This is a genomic window from Pseudomonas sp. SWRI18 (assembly GCF_014268345.1).
GTDB lineage: Bacteria > Pseudomonadota > Gammaproteobacteria > Pseudomonadales > Pseudomonadaceae > Aquipseudomonas > Aquipseudomonas cedrina.
The window spans coordinates 18,486-39,959 of the sequence record NZ_JACCQQ010000016.1 but is presented as its reverse complement, the minus strand read 5'-3'; the positions used below and the strand labels follow the sequence as shown (position 1 = coordinate 39,959).

At 59.3% G+C, this 21,474-nt stretch carries 18 protein-coding genes and 1 tRNA gene; 9 read left to right on the top strand and 10 right to left on the bottom strand.

All coding sequences use genetic code 11. The features are described from left to right. The first annotated feature begins 256 nt into the window (after window positions 1-256). From thrS to H0Z09_RS17740, 9 genes are all read left to right on the top strand, one after another. Window positions 257-2,179: a threonine--tRNA ligase gene (gene thrS, locus H0Z09_RS17780; RefSeq protein ID WP_076953609.1), complete on the top strand. Its 1,923-nt coding sequence runs from the start codon at window positions 257-259 to the stop codon at window positions 2,177-2,179. Then, window positions 2,179-2,730, top strand: coding sequence for a translation initiation factor IF-3 (gene infC, locus H0Z09_RS17775; RefSeq protein ID WP_015884933.1), 552 nt, complete (start codon window positions 2,179-2,181; stop codon window positions 2,728-2,730). Before thrS ends, infC begins: the two co-directional genes overlap by 1 nt. A 59-nt stretch (window positions 2,731-2,789) precedes the next feature. Continuing rightward, entirely contained in the window at window positions 2,790-2,984 is a 195-nt protein-coding gene (gene rpmI / locus H0Z09_RS17770) for a 50S ribosomal protein L35 (protein WP_002553160.1), read from the top strand. A gap of 29 nt (window positions 2,985-3,013) precedes the next feature. Beyond that, window positions 3,014-3,370 (top strand): 50S ribosomal protein L20, encoded by a 357-nt coding sequence (gene rplT, locus H0Z09_RS17765; protein ID WP_003234252.1) that lies wholly within the window; start codon window positions 3,014-3,016, stop codon window positions 3,368-3,370. Between the two features lie 109 nt (window positions 3,371-3,479). After that, window positions 3,480-4,496, top strand: coding sequence for a phenylalanine--tRNA ligase subunit alpha (gene pheS, locus H0Z09_RS17760; RefSeq protein WP_186691962.1), 1,017 nt, complete (start codon window positions 3,480-3,482; stop codon window positions 4,494-4,496). 26 nt (window positions 4,497-4,522) lie between these two features. Next, window positions 4,523-6,901 carry a phenylalanine--tRNA ligase subunit beta gene (gene pheT / locus H0Z09_RS17755; RefSeq protein WP_186691960.1) on the top strand — a complete coding sequence of 793 codons (2,379 nt, stop codon included), beginning with the start codon at window positions 4,523-4,525 and terminating at the stop codon, window positions 6,899-6,901. A 3-nt stretch (window positions 6,902-6,904) separates the two neighbouring features. Then, window positions 6,905-7,207, top strand: a complete 303-nt coding sequence (ihfA, locus tag H0Z09_RS17750; RefSeq protein WP_002553164.1) for an integration host factor subunit alpha — start codon at window positions 6,905-6,907, stop codon at window positions 7,205-7,207. Further along, window positions 7,188-7,544 carry a MerR family transcriptional regulator gene (locus H0Z09_RS17745; protein ID WP_076953615.1) on the top strand — a complete coding sequence of 119 codons (357 nt, stop codon included), beginning with the start codon at window positions 7,188-7,190 and terminating at the stop codon, window positions 7,542-7,544. Before ihfA ends, H0Z09_RS17745 begins: the two co-directional genes overlap by 20 nt. Window positions 7,545-7,634: 90 nt before the next feature. Further along, window positions 7,635-7,711: transfer RNA gene (locus H0Z09_RS17740), tRNA-Pro, on the top strand. Between the two features lie 226 nt (window positions 7,712-7,937). Here the strand turns inward: H0Z09_RS17740 and H0Z09_RS17735 are convergent. The 10 genes from H0Z09_RS17735 to H0Z09_RS17690 form a co-directional block, all read right to left on the bottom strand. Further along, window positions 7,938-8,417: a DUF2388 domain-containing protein gene (locus H0Z09_RS17735; RefSeq protein WP_346656799.1), complete on the bottom strand. Its 480-nt coding sequence runs from the start codon at window positions 8,415-8,417 to the stop codon at window positions 7,938-7,940. Next, on the bottom strand, window positions 8,395-11,637 hold the full coding sequence (locus H0Z09_RS17730) for an ATP-binding protein (protein WP_186691958.1): 3,243 nt from the start codon (window positions 11,635-11,637) through the stop codon (window positions 8,395-8,397). Before H0Z09_RS17730 ends, H0Z09_RS17735 begins: the two co-directional genes overlap by 23 nt. A 245-nt stretch (window positions 11,638-11,882) precedes the next feature. Further along, window positions 11,883-12,638, bottom strand: coding sequence for an ABC transporter ATP-binding protein (locus H0Z09_RS17725; RefSeq protein WP_186691956.1), 756 nt, complete (start codon window positions 12,636-12,638; stop codon window positions 11,883-11,885). Then, window positions 12,632-13,693, bottom strand: a complete 1,062-nt coding sequence (locus tag H0Z09_RS17720; protein WP_186691954.1) for an iron ABC transporter permease — start codon at window positions 13,691-13,693, stop codon at window positions 12,632-12,634. The genes H0Z09_RS17725 and H0Z09_RS17720 overlap by 7 nt, the downstream gene beginning before the upstream one ends. After that, a complete protein-coding gene (locus H0Z09_RS17715) occupies window positions 13,690-14,874 on the bottom strand; it encodes an ABC transporter substrate-binding protein (protein WP_186691952.1) in 1,185 nt (394 codons plus the stop codon). The genes H0Z09_RS17720 and H0Z09_RS17715 overlap by 4 nt, the downstream gene beginning before the upstream one ends. A gap of 62 nt (window positions 14,875-14,936) precedes the next feature. Continuing rightward, the gene (locus H0Z09_RS17710; protein WP_186691950.1) at window positions 14,937-17,351 is read right to left on the bottom strand and encodes a TonB-dependent receptor; all 2,415 of its coding nucleotides are present in this window, start codon (window positions 17,349-17,351) and stop codon (window positions 14,937-14,939) included. A gap of 95 nt (window positions 17,352-17,446) precedes the next feature. Beyond that, window positions 17,447-18,424, bottom strand: coding sequence for a FecR domain-containing protein (locus H0Z09_RS17705; RefSeq protein WP_186691948.1), 978 nt, complete (start codon window positions 18,422-18,424; stop codon window positions 17,447-17,449). Next, a complete protein-coding gene (locus H0Z09_RS17700) occupies window positions 18,425-18,940 on the bottom strand; it encodes a sigma-70 family RNA polymerase sigma factor (protein ID WP_076950991.1) in 516 nt (171 codons plus the stop codon). Between the two features lie 85 nt (window positions 18,941-19,025). Beyond that, window positions 19,026-20,210, bottom strand: coding sequence for an aminotransferase class V-fold PLP-dependent enzyme (locus H0Z09_RS17695; protein WP_186691945.1), 1,185 nt, complete (start codon window positions 20,208-20,210; stop codon window positions 19,026-19,028). Window positions 20,211-20,225: 15 nt separating this feature from the next. Next, window positions 20,226-21,470 carry an MFS transporter gene (locus H0Z09_RS17690; RefSeq protein ID WP_186691943.1) on the bottom strand — a complete coding sequence of 415 codons (1,245 nt, stop codon included), beginning with the start codon at window positions 21,468-21,470 and terminating at the stop codon, window positions 20,226-20,228. Window positions 21,471-21,474: the final 4 nt, after the last annotated feature.

Sequence of the window (21,474 nt, the reverse complement as noted above, 5' to 3'; positions counted from 1 at the left end):
CCCGAAGGCGGCGGCGCGATGACCGTTCATCTGTGCTAGGATCGTGCGCTTGGCTATTTCCAGGCGTGCCATTGCCGCCTTGCCAGGCTCTTTTTAGCTCACTCCAGTCACTCTGGTTCGATTATCGGTTGGCCGAAAGGCTCCTGCCGCTGTAAGGCAGGCGTTCATCATTGAACGGCCTGGTGTTGGATCTTGTACTGGCTCATCCCAACCCACGTGACCTTTGGTAGGGGTCACCACTAGGAGAGGAGGCGCCATGCCAACTATTACTCTTCCCGACGGCAGTCAACGTTCATTCGATCATTCGGTTTCCGTAGCCGAGGTCGCCGCATCCATTGGTGCCGGCCTGGCCAAGGCCACCGTGGCCGGCAAGGTCGACGGCAAGCTGGTCGATGCCAGCGACCTGATCACCTCCGATGCCAGCCTGCAGATCATCACGCCCAAGGATCAAGAGGGGTTGGAGATCATTCGCCACTCTTGCGCGCACCTGATTGGCCACGCGGTCAAGCAGCTGTACCCCACCGCGAAAATGGTGATCGGCCCGGTCATTGAAGAAGGCTTCTATTACGACATCGCCTACGAGCGTCCTTTCACTCCGGACGACCTGGCCGCCATCGAACAGCGCATGCACGCACTGATCGAAAAAGACTACGACGTGATCAAGAAGGTCACGCCGCGCGCCGAAGTGATCGACGTGTTCACCGCCCGTGGCGAAGACTACAAGCTGCGCCTGGTGGAAGACATGCCGGACGAGCAGGCCATGGGCCTGTACTACCACGAAGAATACGTCGACATGTGCCGAGGCCCGCACGTGCCGAATACTCGCTTCCTCAAGTCGTTCAAGCTGACCAAGTTGTCCGGCGCCTACTGGCGTGGCGACGCGAAGAACGAACAACTGCAACGGATCTACGGCACCGCCTGGGCCGACAAAAAGCAGTTGGCGGCCTACATCCAGCGCATCGAAGAAGCCGAGAAGCGCGACCACCGCAAGATCGGCAAGCGCCTGAACCTGTTCCACCTGCAGGAAGAAGCGCCGGGCATGGTGTTCTGGCACCCGAACGGCTGGACCCTGTATCAGGTGCTCGAGCAGTACATGCGCAAAGTGCAGCGCGAGAACGGCTACCTGGAAATCAAGACGCCTCAGGTTGTCGATCGCAGCCTCTGGGAGAAATCCGGACACTGGGCCAACTACGCCGACAACATGTTCACCACTCAGTCGGAAAACCGCGACTACGCTATCAAGCCGATGAATTGCCCTTGCCACGTGCAAGTGTTCAACCAGGGCCTGAAGAGCTACCGCGAGTTGCCGCTGCGCCTGGCCGAGTTCGGTGCCTGCCATCGCAACGAGCCGTCGGGTGCGCTGCACGGCATCATGCGTGTGCGCGGCTTTACCCAGGACGACGCGCATATCTTCTGCACCGAAGAGCAGATGCAGGCCGAATCCGCCGCGTTCATCAAATTGACCATGGACGTTTATCGCGATTTCGGCTTTACCGAAGTCGAGATGAAGCTGTCCACTCGTCCGGAAAAGCGCGTGGGCTCCGACGAACTGTGGGATCGCGCCGAAGCTGCTTTGGCCGCTGCGCTCGACAGTGCGGGCCTTGCGTACGATCTGCAACCGGGTGAGGGCGCGTTCTACGGTCCGAAAATCGAGTTCTCACTGAAAGATTGCCTTGGCCGCGTCTGGCAGTGTGGTACCCTGCAGCTCGATTTTAACCTGCCGATCCGTCTGGGAGCCGAATACGTCTCCGAAGACAACAGCCGTAAACACCCGGTTATGCTGCACCGGGCGATCCTCGGCTCGTTCGAACGGTTCGTCGGGATCCTGATCGAGCACTACGAGGGTGCATTCCCTGCGTGGTTGGCTCCGACCCAGGCAGTGATCATGAATATCACTGATAAACAGGCAGATTTTGCCGCTGAAGTTGAAAAAACTCTCAACGAAAGCGGGTTTCGTGCCAAGTCCGACTTGAGAAATGAAAAGATCGGCTTTAAAATCCGCGAGCATACCTTGCTCAAGGTTCCCTATCTCTTGGTTATTGGAGATCGGGAAGTCGAGATGCAGACTGTCGCTGTGCGTACTCGTGAAGGTGCTGACCTGGGCTCGATGCCCGTCGCCCAGTTCGCTGAGTTCCTCGCGCAAGCGGTTTCCCGGCGTGGTCGCCCAGATTCGGAGTAATTATTATTAAGCGTGAAATGAGACAAGATAAACGAGCTGCACCGAAAGCCCCGATCAACGAGAATATCTCGGCACGCGAGGTTCGGTTAATTGGCGCTGATGGCGAGCAGATTGGCATCGTCTCGATTGATGAAGCGCTTCGTATTGCAGAAGAGTCCAAGCTGGACCTGGTGGAAATCTCCGCCGATGCAATCCCACCTGTTTGTCGGGTGATGGACTACGGCAAATCTATCTTCGAAAAGAAGAAGCAGGTTGCCGCAGCGAAGAAGAACCAGAAGCAGATTCAAGTAAAAGAAATCAAGTTTCGTCCAGGGACGGAGGAAGGGGATTACCAGGTAAAACTGCGCAACCTGGTACGTTTCCTGAGTGATGGGGACAGGGCCAAGGTATCCTTGCGATTCCGCGGCCGTGAGATGGCCCACCAGGAGCTGGGGATGGAACTCCTCAAGCGGGTTGAAGCTGACCTGCTCGAGTACGGTTCGGTCGAACAGCATCCTAAGATGGAAGGACGCCAGCTTATTATGGTCATCGCCCCGAAAAAGAAGAAGTAATCAACAGGGCACGGCAGGCCTTCTGATTATGTTTATCAACTGAATGCGGAGTACCGAACATGCCAAAGATGAAAACTAAAAGTGGTGCTGCTAAGCGGTTTCTGAAAACTGCTAACGGCATCAAGCACAAGCACGCTTTCAAGAGCCACATCCTGACCAAAATGTCGACCAAGCGTAAGCGTCAACTGCGCGGTAGCAGCTTGCTGCATCCGTCTGACGTGGCAAAAGTCGAGCGCATGCTGCGCCTTCGTTAATTTTGGTTCAAGAATAGAGGAAGTAACTCATGGCTCGTGTAAAGCGTGGCGTCATGGCCCGTAAGCGTCACAAAAAAATTCTGAAACTTGCTAAAGGCTACTACGGCGCGCGTTCACGCGTATTCCGTGTTGCCAAGCAAGCGGTAATCAAGGCAGGCCAATACGCCTACCGCGACCGTCGTCAGAAAAAACGTCAGTTCCGCGCTCTGTGGATCGCTCGTATCAATGCTGGTGCACGTGTTAACGGTCTGTCCTACAGCCGTTTCATCGCTGGCCTGAAAAAAGCGTCCATCGAAATCGACCGTAAGGTTCTGGCTGAACTGGCCGTGAACGAAAAAGCGGTGTTTGCTGCGATTGTCGAGAAAGCTAAAGCCACCTTGGCTTAAGTACCCCCGACAGTCATCCTGGGCTGCTGCTGCAGCCCACGGTGGTAAACGTCATAAATAGGGGAAGAGCCTTCAAGCTCTTCCCCTATTTTGTATCTGGAGTCTGTACATGGAAAACCTGGACGCGCTCGTTGCCCAAGCTCTTGAGGCTGTGCAAAGCGCTGAAGATATCAATGCCCTGGAGCAAATCCGGGTTCACTACCTTGGCAAGAAGGGCGAATTGACTCAGGTGATGAAGACCCTGGGGAATTTGCCGCCTGAAGAGCGTCCGCAAGTCGGTGCGCTGATCAACGTCGCCAAGGAGCGTGTCACAGAGGTGCTCAATGCGCGCAAGGCGTCGCTCGAGGACGCTGATCTTGCGGCCAAGCTCGCCGCCGAGTCCATTGACGTAACCCTGCCTGGCCGTGGCCAGGCCTCGGGCGGCCTGCATCCGATTACCCGGACTCTGGAACGTATCGAGCAGTTCTTCACCCATATCGGCTACGGCATTGCCGAAGGCCCTGAGGTCGAAGACGACTACCACAACTTCGAGGCGCTCAACATCCCAGGCCACCACCCGGCCCGGTCGATGCACGACACCTTCTATTTCAACGCGAACATGTTGTTGCGCACCCATACCTCGCCGGTACAGGTCCGCACCATGGAAGCGAACAAGCCGCCGATCCGCATTGTCTGCCCGGGCCGTGTGTACCGCAGCGACTCCGATATCACCCACTCGCCGATGTTCCATCAGGTTGAAGGCCTGCTGGTGGATCGCGATATCAACTTCGCCGACCTCAAGGGCACCATCGAGGAGTTCCTGCGGGTGTTCTTCGAGAAGGAGCTGGCGGTGCGTTTCCGTCCATCGTTCTTCCCGTTCACCGAGCCGTCCGCTGAAGTCGACATGGAATGCGTGATGTGCAGCGGTAAAGGCTGCCGCGTCTGCAAACAGACCGGCTGGCTGGAAGTGATGGGCTGCGGCATGGTTCACCCCAACGTACTGCGCATGTCCGGCATCGATCCGGAAGAGTTCTCGGGCTTTGCCTTCGGCATGGGCGTTGAGCGTCTGGCCATGCTGCGTTACGGCGTGAACGACTTGCGTCTGTTCTTCGACAACGACTTGCGGTTCCTCGCGCAATTTCGCTAGTCGTAACGAATCTTTAGGAGAGCAGGATGAAATTCAGTGAACAATGGCTGCGTGGCTGGGTAAGCCCGCAGGTAGGTCGCGACGAGCTGGTTGCTCGTCTGTCGATGGCCGGTCTTGAGGTCGATAGCGTCACGCCGGCCGCCGGTGTTTTCAGCGGCGTCGTGGTGGGCGAGGTGCTGAGCACCGAACAGCACCCGGACGCCGATAAATTACGCGTGTGCCAGGTCAGCAATGGCACGCAAACCTTCCAGGTCGTATGCGGAGCACCAAATGTGCGCCCGGGCCTGAAGATCCCGTTCGCCATGATCGGTGCCGAGCTGCCGGGCGACTTCAAGATCAAGAAGGCCAAGCTGCGTGGCGTTGAGTCCAACGGCATGTTGTGCTCCCAGGCTGAACTGCAGGTGGGCGAGGGCAATGATGGCCTGATGGAGCTGCCGGCCGACGCGCCAGTGGGCCAAGACATCCGCGTCTACTTGGAGCTGGAAGACGCGAGCATCGAGGTCGACCTGACCCCGAACCGTGGCGACTGCCTGTCCCTGGCCGGACTGGCCCGTGAAGTAGGCGCGCTGTACAACGTCCCGGTCAGCCGTCCTGTCGTCGCTGCCGTGCCCGCGGCGCATGACGAAGTACGCCCGATTGAAGTCCTGGCGCCACACGCCTGCCCGCGTTACCTGGGTCGTGTGATCCGCAATGTCGACCTGTCCAAGCCAGCGCCGCTGTGGATGGTCGAGCGCCTGCGTCGCGCGGATGTGCGCAGCATCGACGCCGCCGTCGACATCACCAACTACGTGATGCTGGAGCTGGGGCAGCCGTTGCACGCGTTCGACCTTGCCGAGATCAACGGCGGCATCCGCGTGCGCATGGCTGAAGAAGGCGAAAAGCTGGTGCTGCTCGATGGTCAGGAAGTCAGCCTGCGTGCCGACACCCTGGTCATCGCCGACCACTCCCGCGCCCTGGCGATTGCAGGCGTCATGGGGGGCGAGTACAGCGGTGTGTCCGCGACCACCCGCGACGTATTCCTTGAAAGCGCGTTCTTCGACCAGATCGCCATCGCCGGCAAGGCCCGTTCCTACGGCCTGCACACCGATGCCTCGCACCGCTACGAGCGTGGCGTGGACTGGAAGCTCGCCCGTGAAGCCATGGAGCGTGCCACCGGCCTGTTGCTGGAAATCACCGGCGGCGAAGCCGGGCCGATCACCGAGACTGTCAACGAGCAGTACTTGCCGTCCATTGCGCCGATCACTTTGCGTGCCAAAAGCGTTGAGCAAATGCTCGGACTGGTGATCGAGCCGGCTGAAATCGAGCAACTGTTGTCGGCCCTCGGTTTGGGTATTACCGCAGCCGGGGAAGGGCAATGGAGCGTTGCAGTACCCAGCCATCGCTTCGACATCAGCCTGGAAGTCGACCTGATCGAAGAGCTGGCGCGCCTCTACGGCTACAACCGTCTGCCGGTTCGTTACCCGCAAGCGCGCCTGGCGCCACAGCCGAAGGCCGAGGCGCGTGCGCATCTGCCTGAGCTGCGTCGTCTGCTGGTGGCCCGTGGTTACCAGGAAGCCGTGACCTACAGCTTCATCGATCCCAAGCAGTTCGAACTGTTCAACCCTGGCGTCGAGCCGCTGTTGCTGGCCAACCCGATTTCGAACGACATGGCCGCCATGCGCTCGTCGTTGTGGCCTGGCCTGGTGAAAGCGCTTTCCCACAACTTGAACCGCCAGCAAGACCGCGTGCGCATGTTTGAAAGCGGCCTGCGTTTTGTCGGCCAGCTTGGCGACCTGAAGCAAGAGCCGATGCTGGCCGGCGTGGTCTGCGGCAGCCGCCTGCCTGAAGGTTGGGCGCAGGGTCGCGACGCCGTCGACTTCTTCGATGTCAAGGCCGACGTGGAAGCGGTACTGGGTTTTGCCGGTGCGCTGGATGCCTTCACTTTCGTGCCGGGCACTCACCCGGCATTGCATCCAGGCCAGACGGCGCGCATTGAGCGCGAAGGTCGCCTGGTTGGCTTCGTCGGTGCCATCCACCCCGAGCTGTCGAAAACCCTTGGCCTGGACCGTCCAGTCTTCGTGTTCGAGCTAGTCCTGGCCGAAGTGGCTTGCGGCAAGATGCCCAAATTCAGCGAGCTGTCGCGCTTCCCTGAAGTGCGCCGCGACCTGGCCCTGATCGCCGACCGTGAAGTGGCCGCCACTGCCGTTCTGGATGTAATCCGTGAAAATGCAGGGGAATGGCTGACAGACCTCAGGCTATTTGACGTCTATCAGGGTAAAGGCATTGATCCGCATAGAAAAAGCCTTGCAGTTGGCTTGACCTGGCAGCATCCATCGCGCACTCTTAATGACGATGAGGTGAACACTACGACACAAAATATCCTCACCTCGCTCGAACAAAGGTTAAACGCCACGTTAAGGAAGTGACGTATGGGGGCTTTGACGAAAGCTGAGATGGCGGAACGTCTGTACGAAGAGTTGGGTCTGAACAAACGCGAGGCCAAGGAATTGGTCGAGCTGTTTTTCGAAGAGATCAGACACGCTCTGGAAGACAACGAACAGGTCAAATTGTCCGGTTTCGGCAATTTTGACCTGCGGGACAAACGCCAGCGGCCTGGCCGCAATCCAAAAACGGGAGAAGAAATCCCGATCACGGCTCGCCGTGTGGTCACCTTTCGTCCAGGGCAGAAGTTGAAGGCCCGAGTTGAGGCTTATGCTGGAACCAAGTCATAACGACGAGCTACCCGTCATCCCAGGCAAACGCTACTTCACCATTGGTGAAGTCAGCGAGCTCTGTGCGGTAAAACCGCACGTGCTGCGCTATTGGGAGCAAGAGTTTCCTCAACTCAACCCCGTCAAACGCACCGGGAACCGTCGGTATTATCAGCGCCAGGATGTGCTGATGATCCGACAGATCCGCGCATTGCTGTACGACCAGGGGTTCACCATCAGCGGCGCGCGCCAGCGCATGTCCGGTGATGAAGCCAGAGACGACACCACCCAATACAAGCAAATGATCCGCCAGATGATCTCCGAACTCGAAGATGTGCTGGTGGTTTTGAAGAAATAACTCAGGCTTTAAAAATACTTCCACATTTCAAAAGCTTGCGGTATATTCCGGTTCGCTTCGTTAAGAAGCGAACCCAGTAACACGCCTAGTCGGGGCGTAGCGCAGTCCGGTAGCGCACTAGCATGGGGTGCTAGGGGTCGAGTGTTCGAATCACTCCGTCCCGACCATTATTCCTGAGTAAAATCAGACTCTTAAGCCGATCAGCTAGATCGGCTTTTTTGTGCCTGCGCAAAACTCGCGCAAATCTGCCAGATGATTTCGCAGGCTTTAGTGTTAAAAGCGAATCGCAGGCAAAGAAAAGCCCGCGAGGGGGAGAGCGGGCTTAAAGGGATGTTCACTAGGAGCTGGGACAACCTAATCGACCCGCTGTGAAAAGCTTGTGAAAGCTTTGACTCAATACTTCACTGCGATAGCCTGAGCCAGTTGCATGTCAGACATCAGTGGCGAGTTGTAGGTCGAACGATAGTAGCGAGACGCTTGCTCAAACTGAGCTCCGCGAATCTGGCCATCAGAACCTATGAATGCGAGAGCGTCGCCCTTCGCTTTTTTCATCATTGATGGGCCGTCAACTGAAAATGCGGATGTTGCGCCGAGGATCATGGTCGGAAACAGTGTGGTGACGGTCAGCGCGCGCTCCACAGGATTTTCGACATACCACGCCATCGCATCAGCGCTGATCGATATCGTGATGACGGCTGCAAACGTCTTCCATAAAACCATCCTTCGTCGCTTCCATTGCGCTGAGAGGGCGACACCCTCTGCGTACCACAACCTGTTCGGTACGGGAAAAACGGAAGCGGTCGCGCATACAGAGCCTAAAATATATGGTTCTACTGCCACGCAAGGCATTTCACGCATGAGATAGGCCTTCATCTACCCAACCACCCTGAACCGGCAACAACTCCATAACCTCACAAAACAATTTGCGCTGCTTCCAGTCATTACGATCTCCAATGACATACAAACGACGCTTGGCACGTGTGGCAGCGACGTTGAGCAGGTTAGGCTTGGACACTGCCCATTCGCGAGCGCCGCCGTTTTCGCTGTTCCCGCCCAGGAGAAGGATGACGACTGCCGCTTCTTTACCCTGCATCGTATGAATGGTCCCGCGCACGATCTTGGCGTGTAACCGATCCTTGAGCTGATTGCGCACGTCCTGAAAGGGCGTGATAACCGCGATGCTATCGGGCGGCACGCCGTCGTCGTTCAGCATCGCCAACAGCTGTTGGAGCGCCTTTCCTTCGTTGTCGACCCAATTGCCAGAGGAGCGGCCGGTCGCGTGCACCCAGCCGGTCAGTAGGCGGGCGGGTGTTTCTTTGGCGGATGAGGGCGCAATGGTGCCATAGACCATTGCTCCGTCGTAGGCGATACGATTCGCCAGCTCGAACATCGGTTTGTCACAGCGACGGTGCACCACGAGGGGCAAGCCGACCCAGCATTTCTGATCCTTGGGCCCCGCCATGCGACCCCAAGGCGTGGCCTGGTCGGCCAGGCTTTGGGCGGACTGGCGGTTGGGCAGCCAGTGAGCATCGACTTGATAGCGCGTACGCATGTGCTCGAGCACGGCATCGGATACGGTGACGATCGGCTCCAGTTGCAGCGGGTCACCGACCAGCACGGCCCGCTGTGCACGCCATAACGCGCCTACGGCGGCCTGGGGTGGCGCCTGACCGGCTTCGTCCACCATCAACCAGCCAATTTCCCCGCAGCCAAGGCTACCGAATGAGCGGGCGAACGAGGCGAAGGTGCTGCTGAGCACCGGCACTGCCATGAACAGCGAGGCCCATGCCGAACGCACCACGGCCTTGGATACGCCGCCATAGCGGCTGCCGGTGAGCGTGCTGGTGATGAAGTCCAGGTTAGCGCGCAAGCGCGAGGCTTCGATCTGGAAGAAGACGTGGTGCAGCTTGAGCGCCTCAATGAATACTGTCGCCCGCGCCTGGCGCCAGCCCTCGACTGCCCAGGGTTCGAGCAGTTCGATCTCGCTGCCCCGGCCGATCTGGCCTTGTTCGAGCCAATGCTCCAGATGCTTGGCCTGGCCAGCGCGGGCAATGCGGCGAGCCTTGTCGATCTGCAGGGCGGCGTGGACCACGGCTTCGTTGATTTCCAGTTCGTCGGTCGCCAATTGCCGATTGAGTTCAGCCAGTTGGCCGACGAGTCGCTGCACTTGGCGTTGGGCGCTGTCGAAGACGTCCTTGGCCAAGGTGTGTGCGCTATCCAGCAGGCGTTGCCGGGCCGCCCATGTGCGGTGGGCCCCCCAAAGGCTGATTAAGTTGGCCAGTAACCCCGGCTTTGTTGCCAGGTGTGCTTCAAGGAACTGAAGCTCGCGTTTGAGTTGCTCGCGGGCGGGCGCGAGCTGCAGGGTTTCCAGTTTGGCTTGTTCATCATTGAGTTCGCGGCGTTGAGTCAGATGAGCTTGGCGCTCCTGTTCCTTCTGACGCACTCGAGCCTTGGCGCTGATCACCGCCTGAACCCGCTCCAGAATGTCGCTGACCTCGGCGCGTATCCTCTCTTCGGCGTTTTTGGCGCCTTGATAGCGCTCGACAGCGGTGCGCCAGAGATTGTTTTTCTCGGCGGACGAGAGCAATTTCATTTGGCTGGCGTGTTCGCTCAGCCACTCGCGCATGCCCTTGGTAACTGGCTCTTCGTCTGCGCTGTTGATCACGGATGCGTCGGGTAGCGGATCGCCCTCGTATAGATCCTCGTCCAGCTCAGCGTTGTCGACGTCGGGCTGGGAAGGTGCCGGTTCCGCGCTGGTGGTCTTCGTCTTGGGCGGACGCTTGCCATAGAAGAAGCGATCGACGAACTGAGTGCGTTTGGCTTTGCTGCCCAATGCTGCGGAGATCATCGCCCAGGCCGGCTTGCCGCTGGTCAGCTCGCCCAGTTCGCTGAAGTACTCGGCATCGGGCAGCCAGGACGAGTCAACCTTATCGCGCTGGGGTAACTCGAGCGTTACGTTCTCCACGGCACCGTTGTTGGAGGAGGCCACCACCATTTCGAAGCCGAACAGGCGCGGGCTGAGCTGATAGGCAAAGCGCTCGCGCCCACCGTCGTTGGCGGTTTCGCGTCCGTCCTTGATGAAGGCGTCCGAGGCCCTGCCCAGCGTGGCCAGTACGTCGGCGCGTTGTGTCACCACTGCCGCGATCAGATCGCGGAGCAGGGTTGTCTTACCGGTGCCCGGTGGGCCGTTGATGCCCATTATCCCGCTGTCGTTGCTGAGGGTGTGCAGCAGACTGTTGACCGCCAATTGCTGGGAATGCACCAGACCCAAGTGCTTTTCGGCGGGCCAGCAGCCGGTCGCGTAGCGCGACGGGGCGAGGCGATCGATCAGCGCCAGGTCGGCTTCGGGCCCATCGAGGTGCAGGCGTTGGCTGGCATCGTGATGGCTCAGGTAGCGGGCCAGGGGCTTGCTTGTCTCGCCACGCGCCAGGGCCTCGGCCATGCCGGCCAGGTCGCTCAGCAGGAAGCTGTTGAGTGGGTCGTCTTCCTGCTCGGGTTTGTTCGGGTTGATCGGTGCCGAGCGGAAGCGATGCCCGCGCGGTCCGTCTGCGAAAAACTGGTCGAGTCCCAGGGACTGGCGAATATGGTCTGTCAGGCGTGCCAGGTCGGCCGCATTGACTACGCCACCGAGCAAGCTTTTAGCCTGTTCGCGAAGGGAGTCCTGGGTCTCCTCGAAGCCGTGCGTCCAATCTTGCCGGTTGATGGCGCAGCCTACGAACCAGGCCTCGCTGGACAGCACCAAACTGTTGGCCACCATCACGCCTTGATCGTTGAACTTGAGCGCGTACAAGGCGCAAAGCTTGGATTGCGGTTCCTTGTAGCCTTGGTCGGCGCCGTAAAGGGCCTCCAATTGGCGGGAAACGTTCAGGTTGTCATAGAGGTGTGCGTAGAGCGTGTGGCTCCATACGCGTTTGTTCGGCAGGCGCTGCCGGCTCAGAGGGTTGGCCGGCATCCACGGCAGGGTTTGGCCTGAGGCGGGGATGTCTTGGAAAAACGGCTGATAGTCGCTGTCGCGCTTATTCAGTTTTGGGACTGCCTGGGGTTGCAGCAGTTCGACAGCGTGCCAGTAACGCACGATATTTTGCGAATTCATTTGCTACGTCCTTGAAAGCGCTGGGCTTGTATTCCTGGGGGTGAAGAATAACAGGATGTTGCATCGCTTCCTGGCCCCGGCGCGGGCAATCGATGCTGATCATGGGCCGGGTCACTTACCTGAGGGGCTACCAGGCAGCGTAGTTATGGGTAATTCGCGTTCTGCTGGCTCTTGGACCCCGTAGGCCATGCCTTGCCATTGGGGCACCAGGCCTGGAGCCGATACCCCTTAGGGCTGTTTGATCATCAACTCACATCGTCAATCAGTATATGCCGCTGTCCACGGCTGCACTGTTCGATACGCGCCTGAACCTTGTAAACGTTGCGCAGCATCTGTTCAGTAATGACTTCACCACTAAGCCCACTGCCCTGAGTGGTGCCGTCAGCAATCACCAGTACTTGATCGGCAAACCGCAATGCCTGGTTCAGATCATGGATCGCGATAAACACGATGACCTCGCGTTGCCGGGCCAGTGTGCGCATGAAGTTCAACACCTGCACCTGGCGATGCATGTCCAAGGCGCTGGTGGGTTCGTCCATCAGCAGGATTTCGGGCTCGCGCACAAGGGTTTGCGCAATGGATACCAGCTGTTGCTGGCCGCCGCTGAGTTCTCCGAGGTTGCGCAACGACAGGTCGGTAATGCCCAGTGCCTCGAGAATCTCGTCTACCAGTTTCAGCTCGTTATCGTGAACACTCCAGCTCGGCGCCAGTTGCTTGCGCGCCAGCAGCACCGACTCGTACACCGTCAATCGCGCGTTGGCGTTCAGGCCTTGGGGCATGTAGCTGATGCCCGTCGGGCCTTTTTTGGAGTCCTGCAAAATCACTTGGCCGGGGCCATCGATCAGCCCGGCCATGCGTTTGAACAGAGTCGATTTGCCCGCCGCATTGGGGCCGACCACGGCGACCACCTGACCGCCGAAAAACATCGTCGTCGATACACCGCGAATAATCTCGCGTTGGCCATAACGGGCGCCGAGGTTGTCCAGTTGTAGCTTCACCATGTGTTTTTCTTCCCGCCGAGTATCAGAGATATGAAGAACGGTACGCCGATCAGCGAGGTGACCACGCCGATGGGGAATATCGCGCCGGGGATCAACGTTTTACTGACCACGGAACTGGCCGAGAGAATCAGCGAACCGGTGAGCAACGAGGCTGGCAGGAAGAAGCGCTGGTCTTCACCGATCAGCATGCGGGCGATATGTGGGCCGACCAGCCCGATAAAGCCAATGGTGCCGACGAATGCCACCGGAAACGAGGCCAGCAGGCTGACCATAATCAACGTTTGAAAACGCAGGCTACGTACGTTGATGCCGAAGCTGGCAGCCTTGTCGTCGCCCAGGCGCAGAGCGGTCAGGGCCCAGGCGCGTTTGGCGAAGACCGGTAGGGTGATCAGGATCACCAGGCAGATCACCCCGAGTTTCGGCCAGGTGGCTTTGGTCAGGCTGCCCATGGTCCAGAACACCACGGCCGCCACGGCTTGCTCGGTGGCGAAGAACTGTACCAGCGCCAACAGTGCATTGAAGGTGAACACCAGCGCGATGCCGAGCAGCACGATGGTTTCGGCGGTGACGCCACGGCGCATGCTCAGAAAGTGAATCAGCAGCGCCGAGAGCATGGCCATGATGAAGGCGTTGAGCGGCACCATGAATTGCGCCGCCAGCGGAAACAGCGCGACACCGAATGCCAGGCCCAGCGCCGCACCGAAACTGGCGGCGGCGGAAATGCCGAGCGTGAACGGACTCGCCAGCGGGTTATTGAGGATTGTCTGCATCTGCGCGCCGGCCAGCGATAATGCCGCGCCAACGGCAACGGCCATCAATGCCACCGGCAAGCGGATATCCCACATCACCACACGCACTTGTGGTGACGCAGTGTCCGGCGAAAACAACGCGCCGAGCACTTCACTGAGGCTGTAACGCGCAGGCCCCAAAGCCAGGTCGAGCAGCACGCTGCACAACAGCAGAACGACCAGCCCCGCAAGGATCAGGCGTTTACGCAACACCAGTCGCCGATAGTTTTCGCGCGGTAGCACCTCGGCATTGGTCAGCGTGCTCATGGCTTCACCCCGGGTTTGCGCAGGCTGACGAAATAGCCCGACTCATACGGCACGGGTAGAAAACGCTCATGCAATTCGCGAAATGAGGCATCCGGATCGAGATCGGTAAACAGCTCGGGGTGGAACCATTTCGCCAATTGCTGAATGGCCACGAACTGGTAAGGGCTGTTATAGAACTGATGCCAGATGGCGTGGAAGGCCTGGTTGTCCTGAGCCTTGATGCCTGCGTAGGCCGGCCGTTGCGTATACCACGCCAGTTTTTTCCGCGCCTCGGCCATGTCTGCGCCAGGGCCGACGCCGACCCAATGCCCACCGGGAGCAAAGGCTTCCCAGTTGGCGGTGGTGACCACGACGTGCTCCGGATTGGCGACAATGACTTGCTCGGGGTTCAACTGGCCGAACGTGGTTGGAATGATCCGGCGCGCGATGTTGTTGCCACCGGCCATATCGACAAACAGGCCAAAATTTTCATTGCCAAAACTCAGGCAGCAATCGTCGGTATAACCGCCGATGCGCTCGATGAACACGTTCGGCCTGGGCGGGTGTTGTTTTTCGATCACATCGGTGACGCGATGAATCTGTTGATTGCGAAAATCTATAAAGGCTTCGGCGCGTTGTTCCTTGCCGAACAACTGGCCGAACAGGCGCATGGTCGGCTCGGTATTTTTCATCGGGTTGTTACGAAAATCGACGTACACCACCGGGATGCCGAGGGCGTCGAGTTTTTCGATGTACCGCGCATCTTCGGTGGCGTGTTGCGCCTCGATATTGAGTATGATCACGTCCGGGCGCTGTGAGATCGCTTGTTCGATATCAAAGGTGCCGTCTTCAAAGCCGCCGAAGGTAGGGATTTTGGCGATGTCGGGAAATTTGCGCAGGTAGGCGTTGTAGGTGTCCGGATCCGACTGGATCAGGTCCTTGCGCCAGCCGACGATGCGTTCGATCGGGTTTGACGTGTCCAGCGCGGCGACCAGATACAGTTGCCGACCCTCACCGAGGATGACCCGCCTGACGGGCAGATGCACTTTGACTTTGCGCCCCAGCAAATCGGTCACTTCAGTGCGGGCCGAATCCGTCTCGGTGGCGTGAGCGTTGTGCGGCGCCACCGCGAACAGGCTCAGCAGTCCTGCCAGTAACAGCGCAGAAAAAAAAGCGCGTCTGCGTCGATCGAAAATCACCATGGTCAAAGCCTTTGCAAAAGTCAGGTCGGTCAACGGCTCACACCGTTCGCCGGCTGAGCGTTTCAGAAGTCGACAGTCGCCGACAGTAATAAGGTGCGCGGTGCGCCTTGCGAGAACGCGCCATAAGAGGCGACGCCCGACCAGTACTGGCGGTCGAACACGTTCTGCACGGTGGCGCGAAACGTGATCGGTCGGTCATCGATGCGAGTGCTGTAACGTGCGCCGACATCGAAGCGGGTCCAGTCATCCAGTTTTTGCGTGTTGGCCTGGTTCACATATTGGCTGCCGGTGTGGATTGCACCACCGGTCAGCGTCAGGCCTTCCAGCCATGGGGTGTCCCATTCGGCCCACAGGTTGGCCTGAACTTCGGGTACGCCGACGGGTTTATTGCCACGGTTGGCGGCCACGCCGGATTGGGTCAGTTCGGCATTGAGCAGGGTCACGCCACCGAGCAATCGAGTGCCGGGGGTCACTTCACCGAATACATTCAGTTCCAGGCCACGGTTGCGCTGTTCGCCCTGCACCGAAAATATGCCGGAGGCCAGTTCACCGCTGGGCTTGGTGATCTGAAACAGGCTGATGGTGGAGGTGAAGGTGCCGTAGTCGACCTTGGCCCCGAGTTCGTGTTGACGGGAAACGTAAGGGGCGAAGATCTCACCGGCGTTGGACGCGGTCGAGGGCGCAATATCGCCCTTGCTCAAGCCTTCGATGTAGTTGTAGTAGAACGAAACATGCTCCCAGGGTTTGAACACTGCACCGAACAGCGGGGTAGTCCGGCCGTCGTCGTAGGACGTGGTGACCGCACCGGCCGCGTTGTAATTGTCGGATTTGATGTTCTGTTTGCGCAGGCCGAGGGTCAGCTGGATCCGATTATCGAACACCGACAGGGTGTCTGCCAGCGCCACGCCGGTCAGCTCGCTTTCAGACACTTTTGGTGTATCTGGCTTGGGGATGTCAGGTTTCGGGCGGTCTACCGGGTGATAAATGTTCGACAGGATCGGCGCACCGGAAATGATCCCGCGCGATAACTCATCGCGATAACGACTGATCTGTACGGTGGTGCGGTGACTGATTGGCCCGGTGTCGAAGCTCAGGCGCGCACCGGTGTCGAGGGTGTAGCGCTTGACTTCGAATTTGTAATATCCCGGAGTCGAAGAGGTATCGCCGGCCGAGTTGATGAGGGTCAGCGTCTGGTCGGACATCCGTGCCACGTCGGATTTGCCGCCACCTGCGTGAGCGAAGACCGTCAATGCATCGCTGAGGTCGTATTCGCCGCTGAACAGCGCGGATTTGTCACGGGTTTGCGACCAGCCCCACGCCTGGCTGACGTTGGTGCGGCCGTTGGCGGCGGCAGGAATGTCCACGCCCGAGTCGATCAAAAAGGGGCGCGAAGCGGCGTCGAAACTTTCTTTCTGGTTGAGCCAGTCGAGGCTGGTGCGCAGGCGGTCGCCGTGATAGTCAAGCGAGATCGCACCGATATCGACGTGACGCGATTGATCGTCGATCACCGTATCGCCCTGTTGCGTACTGCCGTTGATGCGCACGCCGAAGCGGCGCTCATCGCCGAAACGCCGACTGATATCAAGGTGCCCGCCGAGCTGAGTGTTCATGGCGTAACTGGTGGTGAAACGGGTCAGGTCTTCGTCGAGAGAGCGCTTGGGCACCACATTGATCACGCCGCCAACCGCGTTGTTGGGGGACATGCCATAGAGCAGGGCGCCGGGCCCTTTGACCAGTTCGATGCGCTCGGCGTATTCGGTAAAAACCCGGTAGTTGGGCGCCACACCGTACACACCGTCGAAGGCCAGCTCACCCAGGTTACCCTCGCCGACGGGAAAGCCACGGATGAAGAATGAATCGACGATCCCTCCGGCCTGGCCGGTGGAACGTACGGATGAATCACGTTCCAGCACATCGCCGACAGTGACGGCCTGTTGATCCTTGATCAGCGCCGAGGTGTAGGTACTGACGCTGAACGGCGCGTCCATCACGTCCGTATTGCCGAGAATACCCAAGCGCCCGCCGTTGGCGACCTGACCACCGGCATACACCTCTTGCAGGGTATCGGGGCGCTTGCCGGTGCCGATGACCGCGGTCTCATCCAGCGTCACTCGGCGTTGCACCAGGGTGTAGGTGCCGTCGCTGCGCAACACCATGTCCAGGCCACTGCCGGCCAGCAAGCGATTGACCGCTTCCTGTGTGGTGTAATTGCCGGTCAGCGCGGGACTGCTCAGGCCTTCGGTCAATGAGGGCTGGAACGACAGGGCTATACCGGCGCCCACGGCAAAGCTCGACAGGGTCGCACCCAGCGGCCCGGCGGGAATGTTGTAGGCCCGGATCGCAACCGAGTCCAATTGCACAGGCCCGGCGGCCGAGGCAAGCGGGCAGGCGGCACCGATCAGGGCAAGGGTTAGCAACGCACTGCGAATAGCTGATGTGAAGTGGTGATCCGGGCGCAGGCGGCGTGCAGCGAGCATGAATGGATGGACCTATAAACAGGACGGTAAGGTGCTTCTCCCTAATAGCCAGTCGACCGCTAAAAAAGTATCACCTGTACGGTGATTTTTTTGACTCAGGCGGGGGAAAGCATGACCCAGTAGCCATTCAAGTGGCCGCTGACGAGGATTGGGTAGGTTTGCGCCAGCATGTTCAAGGTGCGCTGGCTGTCGCTGATCGGATAGGCGCCGGAAATACGCAGATTGGCGAGCGCCGGATCGAAGCGTACAAAACCGCGGCGATAGCGCGTGAACTCGGCGACGAAGTCGGCCAGGCGCATGTTGTCGGCCATCAGCATGCCTTGGGCCCAGGTGCCGACATAGCGGTCGGCAGCGGTGACCTGGCCAAAGGTGTCGGAAGAGAAATCCGTGCGCTGACCGGCACTGACGATCAGCGGCGTAGTCTGGCGATTTTCGGCCAGCTCGACTTTCACCGCGCCTTCGAGCACGGCAAGGTGAGTGCGCGGTTGCAGCTCGCGCACGCTGAATCGCGTGCCCAGCGCCTGCATACGGCCCTGCCGGGTGCTGATCAGAAAAGGCCGAGCCAGAGGGGCAATGTCCGCAGCGGTCTGTACCAGTATTTCGCCTTCGCGCAGGTGAATGAGCCGTTGGTTGATGTCAAACAGCACGTCGATCGACGTGTCGGTGTTCAGGGTGATTTTTGTACCGTCGGCCAGGGTCAGCTCGCGTTGCTGGCCCACTGCGGTGCGATAGTCGGCCGACCATTGCTGGGATTCTGCCAGCTTCCAGCTGCCCCATCCGGCCGGCAGGATTGCCAGCATTATCGCCAGCTTACCCAGTACCGCGCGCCGCTCCGGGCTGCCTGGACGGTCGAGTGCCGACATCGCCAGTGACGGCGGCAGTCCGCCTAGTTTGGTCTGCAATAACTGCGCGCGCGCCCATGCACGACCACGCTCGGGCGTGCTGAGTCTCCAGCATTCCCATTCGCCGCGTTCGGTCTCATTGAGCTCGCCCTCAGTCATGCGGATCAACCAGTCGGCTGCTTCTTCCAGGGCCTGATGATCGAGGTGCGGCTCATGGCGGCGAGTGAGCATTCACTCCACCAGCAACAGGCATTGCACGAAGGCTTGCTTCATGTAGCGTTTGACAGTGATCAGCGAAACGCCCAACTGCTCGGCGATGTCGTCGTATTTCAAGCCGCTGATCTGCGACAGCAGAAAGGCCCTTTTGACCAGCGGCGGCAAGGCATCGAGCATCGCGTCGATTTCGTGCAGGGTTTCCAGCACCATGAAGCGCGATTCCGGTGAAGGCACTTGCGGCTCGGGCAAATGGGCGAGCGCGTCCAGATAGGCGCGTTCCAGTGCCTTGCGCTGGTACCAGTTGACCAGAATACCCTTGGCCACACAGGTTAAATAGGCACGCGGTTGCTCAATGACGGTGACCTGAGAGGCAAGGATGCGCGTGAAAGTGTCCTGCGCCAGATCCGCCGCATCCATGGCGTTCCCCAGTTTTTTTCGCAGCGTTGCGTACAGCCAGCCATGATGGCCGCTGTACAGGGCTTCGATCACGCGCAGGTGGTTGTCGCTGTTCGCTGGAAGGGTTTCGCTCATGGCTGCAGATTTTCATGCAATTGAGAAGTATTCCTAATGCTAGTTTACAACCCAGCTACGACGCAAGCGCAGATTGGTGTCCTGTTCAGGCATTCGGCAAACGGCGTAATGCGGCGATCATCGTGTCGATTTCCTCCTCGGTGTTGTAAGCATGCACAGAGGCGCGGCTGACCTCGAGCAAGCCCCGGTTCTGCATGTCCAGCAGGGTTGAGCGGACCGTAGAGGTGCTGACATTGATGCGTTTTTCCTGACCGGCCAGCCACTGTTGAACCTGCTCGGCGCTGCTGTCCCGATGCGTGAAGGTCACGATGCCTGACTGCTGAAGGCCCAGGTCACATGGAGTGATGCCGGGAATCTGCGCCAGTTGCCCGCGCAGGTCCCCGGCCAATTGTTGAATGCGTTGCCACATCGGCTCGATGCCTTGTGCCAGGGCGTACTCGACCGCCGCGCCGAGGCCCAGCTTCGCCGCGACGTTGCATTCCCAGTTCTCGAAACGGCGTGCATCCGCGCGGATCCTGTACGCGTCGGCTGTCAGCAGGGACGCGGCATGCAGGTCGAGAAAGGCCGGCTCCAGGTTCTGGCACAGCGCGCTCTCGACATACAAAAATCCCATTCCACGCGGGCCACGCAAGTATTTACGGCTGGTGGCCGCGAGCATGTGACAACCGATTTTCTTCACGTCGATGGGCATCTGCCCGACACCCTGACAGGCATCGAGCAGAAACAGTGCGCCGGCCGCGCGGGCCAGGGCGCCGATCTGCTCGATGGGCTGCACCGGCCCGCCATTGGTGGCGATCACCGGCAGGGAGATCAGCGCAACGCGATCGTCCTCCAGCATGTCCTTTAATGCCGCCAGCGACACCTGACCCTGTTCATCATTGGGGATGATGCGGATCTCGATGCCACGCTTGTGCTTGAGTTGCAGATAGGGAATGTAGTTGCCGGCGTATTCGGTGGTCGAGGTCAGCACCACGTCGCCGGTTTTCAACGGCAACGAATAGAAGGCCATGTCCCAGGCGCGGGTGGCGTTTTCGATCACCGCAATTTCATCGGGCCGTGCGTTGATCAGGCGACCGATAGCGCTATAGACATTTTCCAGTTCAGCCGCCTGCTGGCCGGCTGCTTCATACCCGCCAAGTGTCGCTTCGAGCTGAATGTGGCGGGTCATGGTGGCGATCACTGGCTTGGGCATGAGCGCCGCGCCGGCATTGTTGAAGTGGATCAGTTGCGCGACAGCGGGCGTGTCGGCGCGCAGTTGTTCAATGTTCAAAGACAGGCTCCTTACTCAATCCCCAGGTGGGGCATGACTCGGTTGCATAGCCGCAGGCCAGTAGCGCAACGCGACCATCGGGATCAGCGCCACCACGTAGGCCAGGCAAACGAACAGATAGGTGTATTGCAAGCCATAGACCTGGCTAAGCAAACCGCCGGCCGAGATGCCGGCAATCGAGGCGAATTGCGCGGTGCCCTGGGCGATTCCCAATACATGGCCTTGTTGCGAGCTATCGGCGGTTTTCGAGATCAGGGCCATCAGCACCGGCGTGGTAGCCCCCAACAGCACGCCCCATATGAAATAGGCAACGACAAATACCACAGCATTACGCGTGACCCCGGCCACAGCCGTGAGAGCGATGCAGCCGATCACCACGTAGGTCATGCGCTGCAGGGTTTCCTGTTGACCGCGGTGTTCGAAGTAACGCGACCAGGCCGTAGCCGAAAGAATGAAACCCAGCGCCAGCAAGCCGTAGCACAGGCCGACCACCGAGTTGCTGACGGCGAATACCGAGCTGACGTACAACGAAAAGGAGGTTTGCGGCAGCATTCGCGCCAACAACAGAATGCCCATCACCCCGAGCAGCGACAATAACGGGGAACCTTGCCAGAGATTGCCTGAACGGCGCGCCGGGGTCGTCTTGTCCACCGTCGGTGTTTTTTTCACCGGCGGTACATCCGGCAGGGTCACGGCCGCGATCACGGTGCACACCGCACACAATGCCGACGCGATGATGTTGATCCAGAAGAACGTCGCGTAATCGAGGATCAAACCGCCAACGACTGCGCCCAGCAAGGAACCGACGTTGGTCGAAATTTGCAGGATCGCAAAAAGCCGGGCTCGCCGCGAAGGCGCTTCGATACTGACGCCGTAGGCCTGCGCCGGCGCGATGTAGCCGGCGAACGCGCCTTGCAGAAAGCGCAGGATCAAAATGACCCAGATGTCGCTGAAGAGGGCCAGCCCAAGCTGGGTCAACGACAAACCGGCGAGGGCGCGGATCATCATCAACTTATGGCCATATCGATCGCCGATACGGCCCCAGAATGCACTGGTCAGAATAATGCCGAGCATCGGCCCGACGTACACGGCGATGCTGGCGAAGCTGAACACCGACTCCGAGGAGGTCAGCCCACGCAGATGGACAGGCCAGAACGGCCCGCTCATCTCCATTGCGCCCATGGACACCAACTGGATCGCAAACAGAAGATAAATCAGGATTCGTACGCTCGAACCCTGGATGACACCTGCATGGGACATGGGA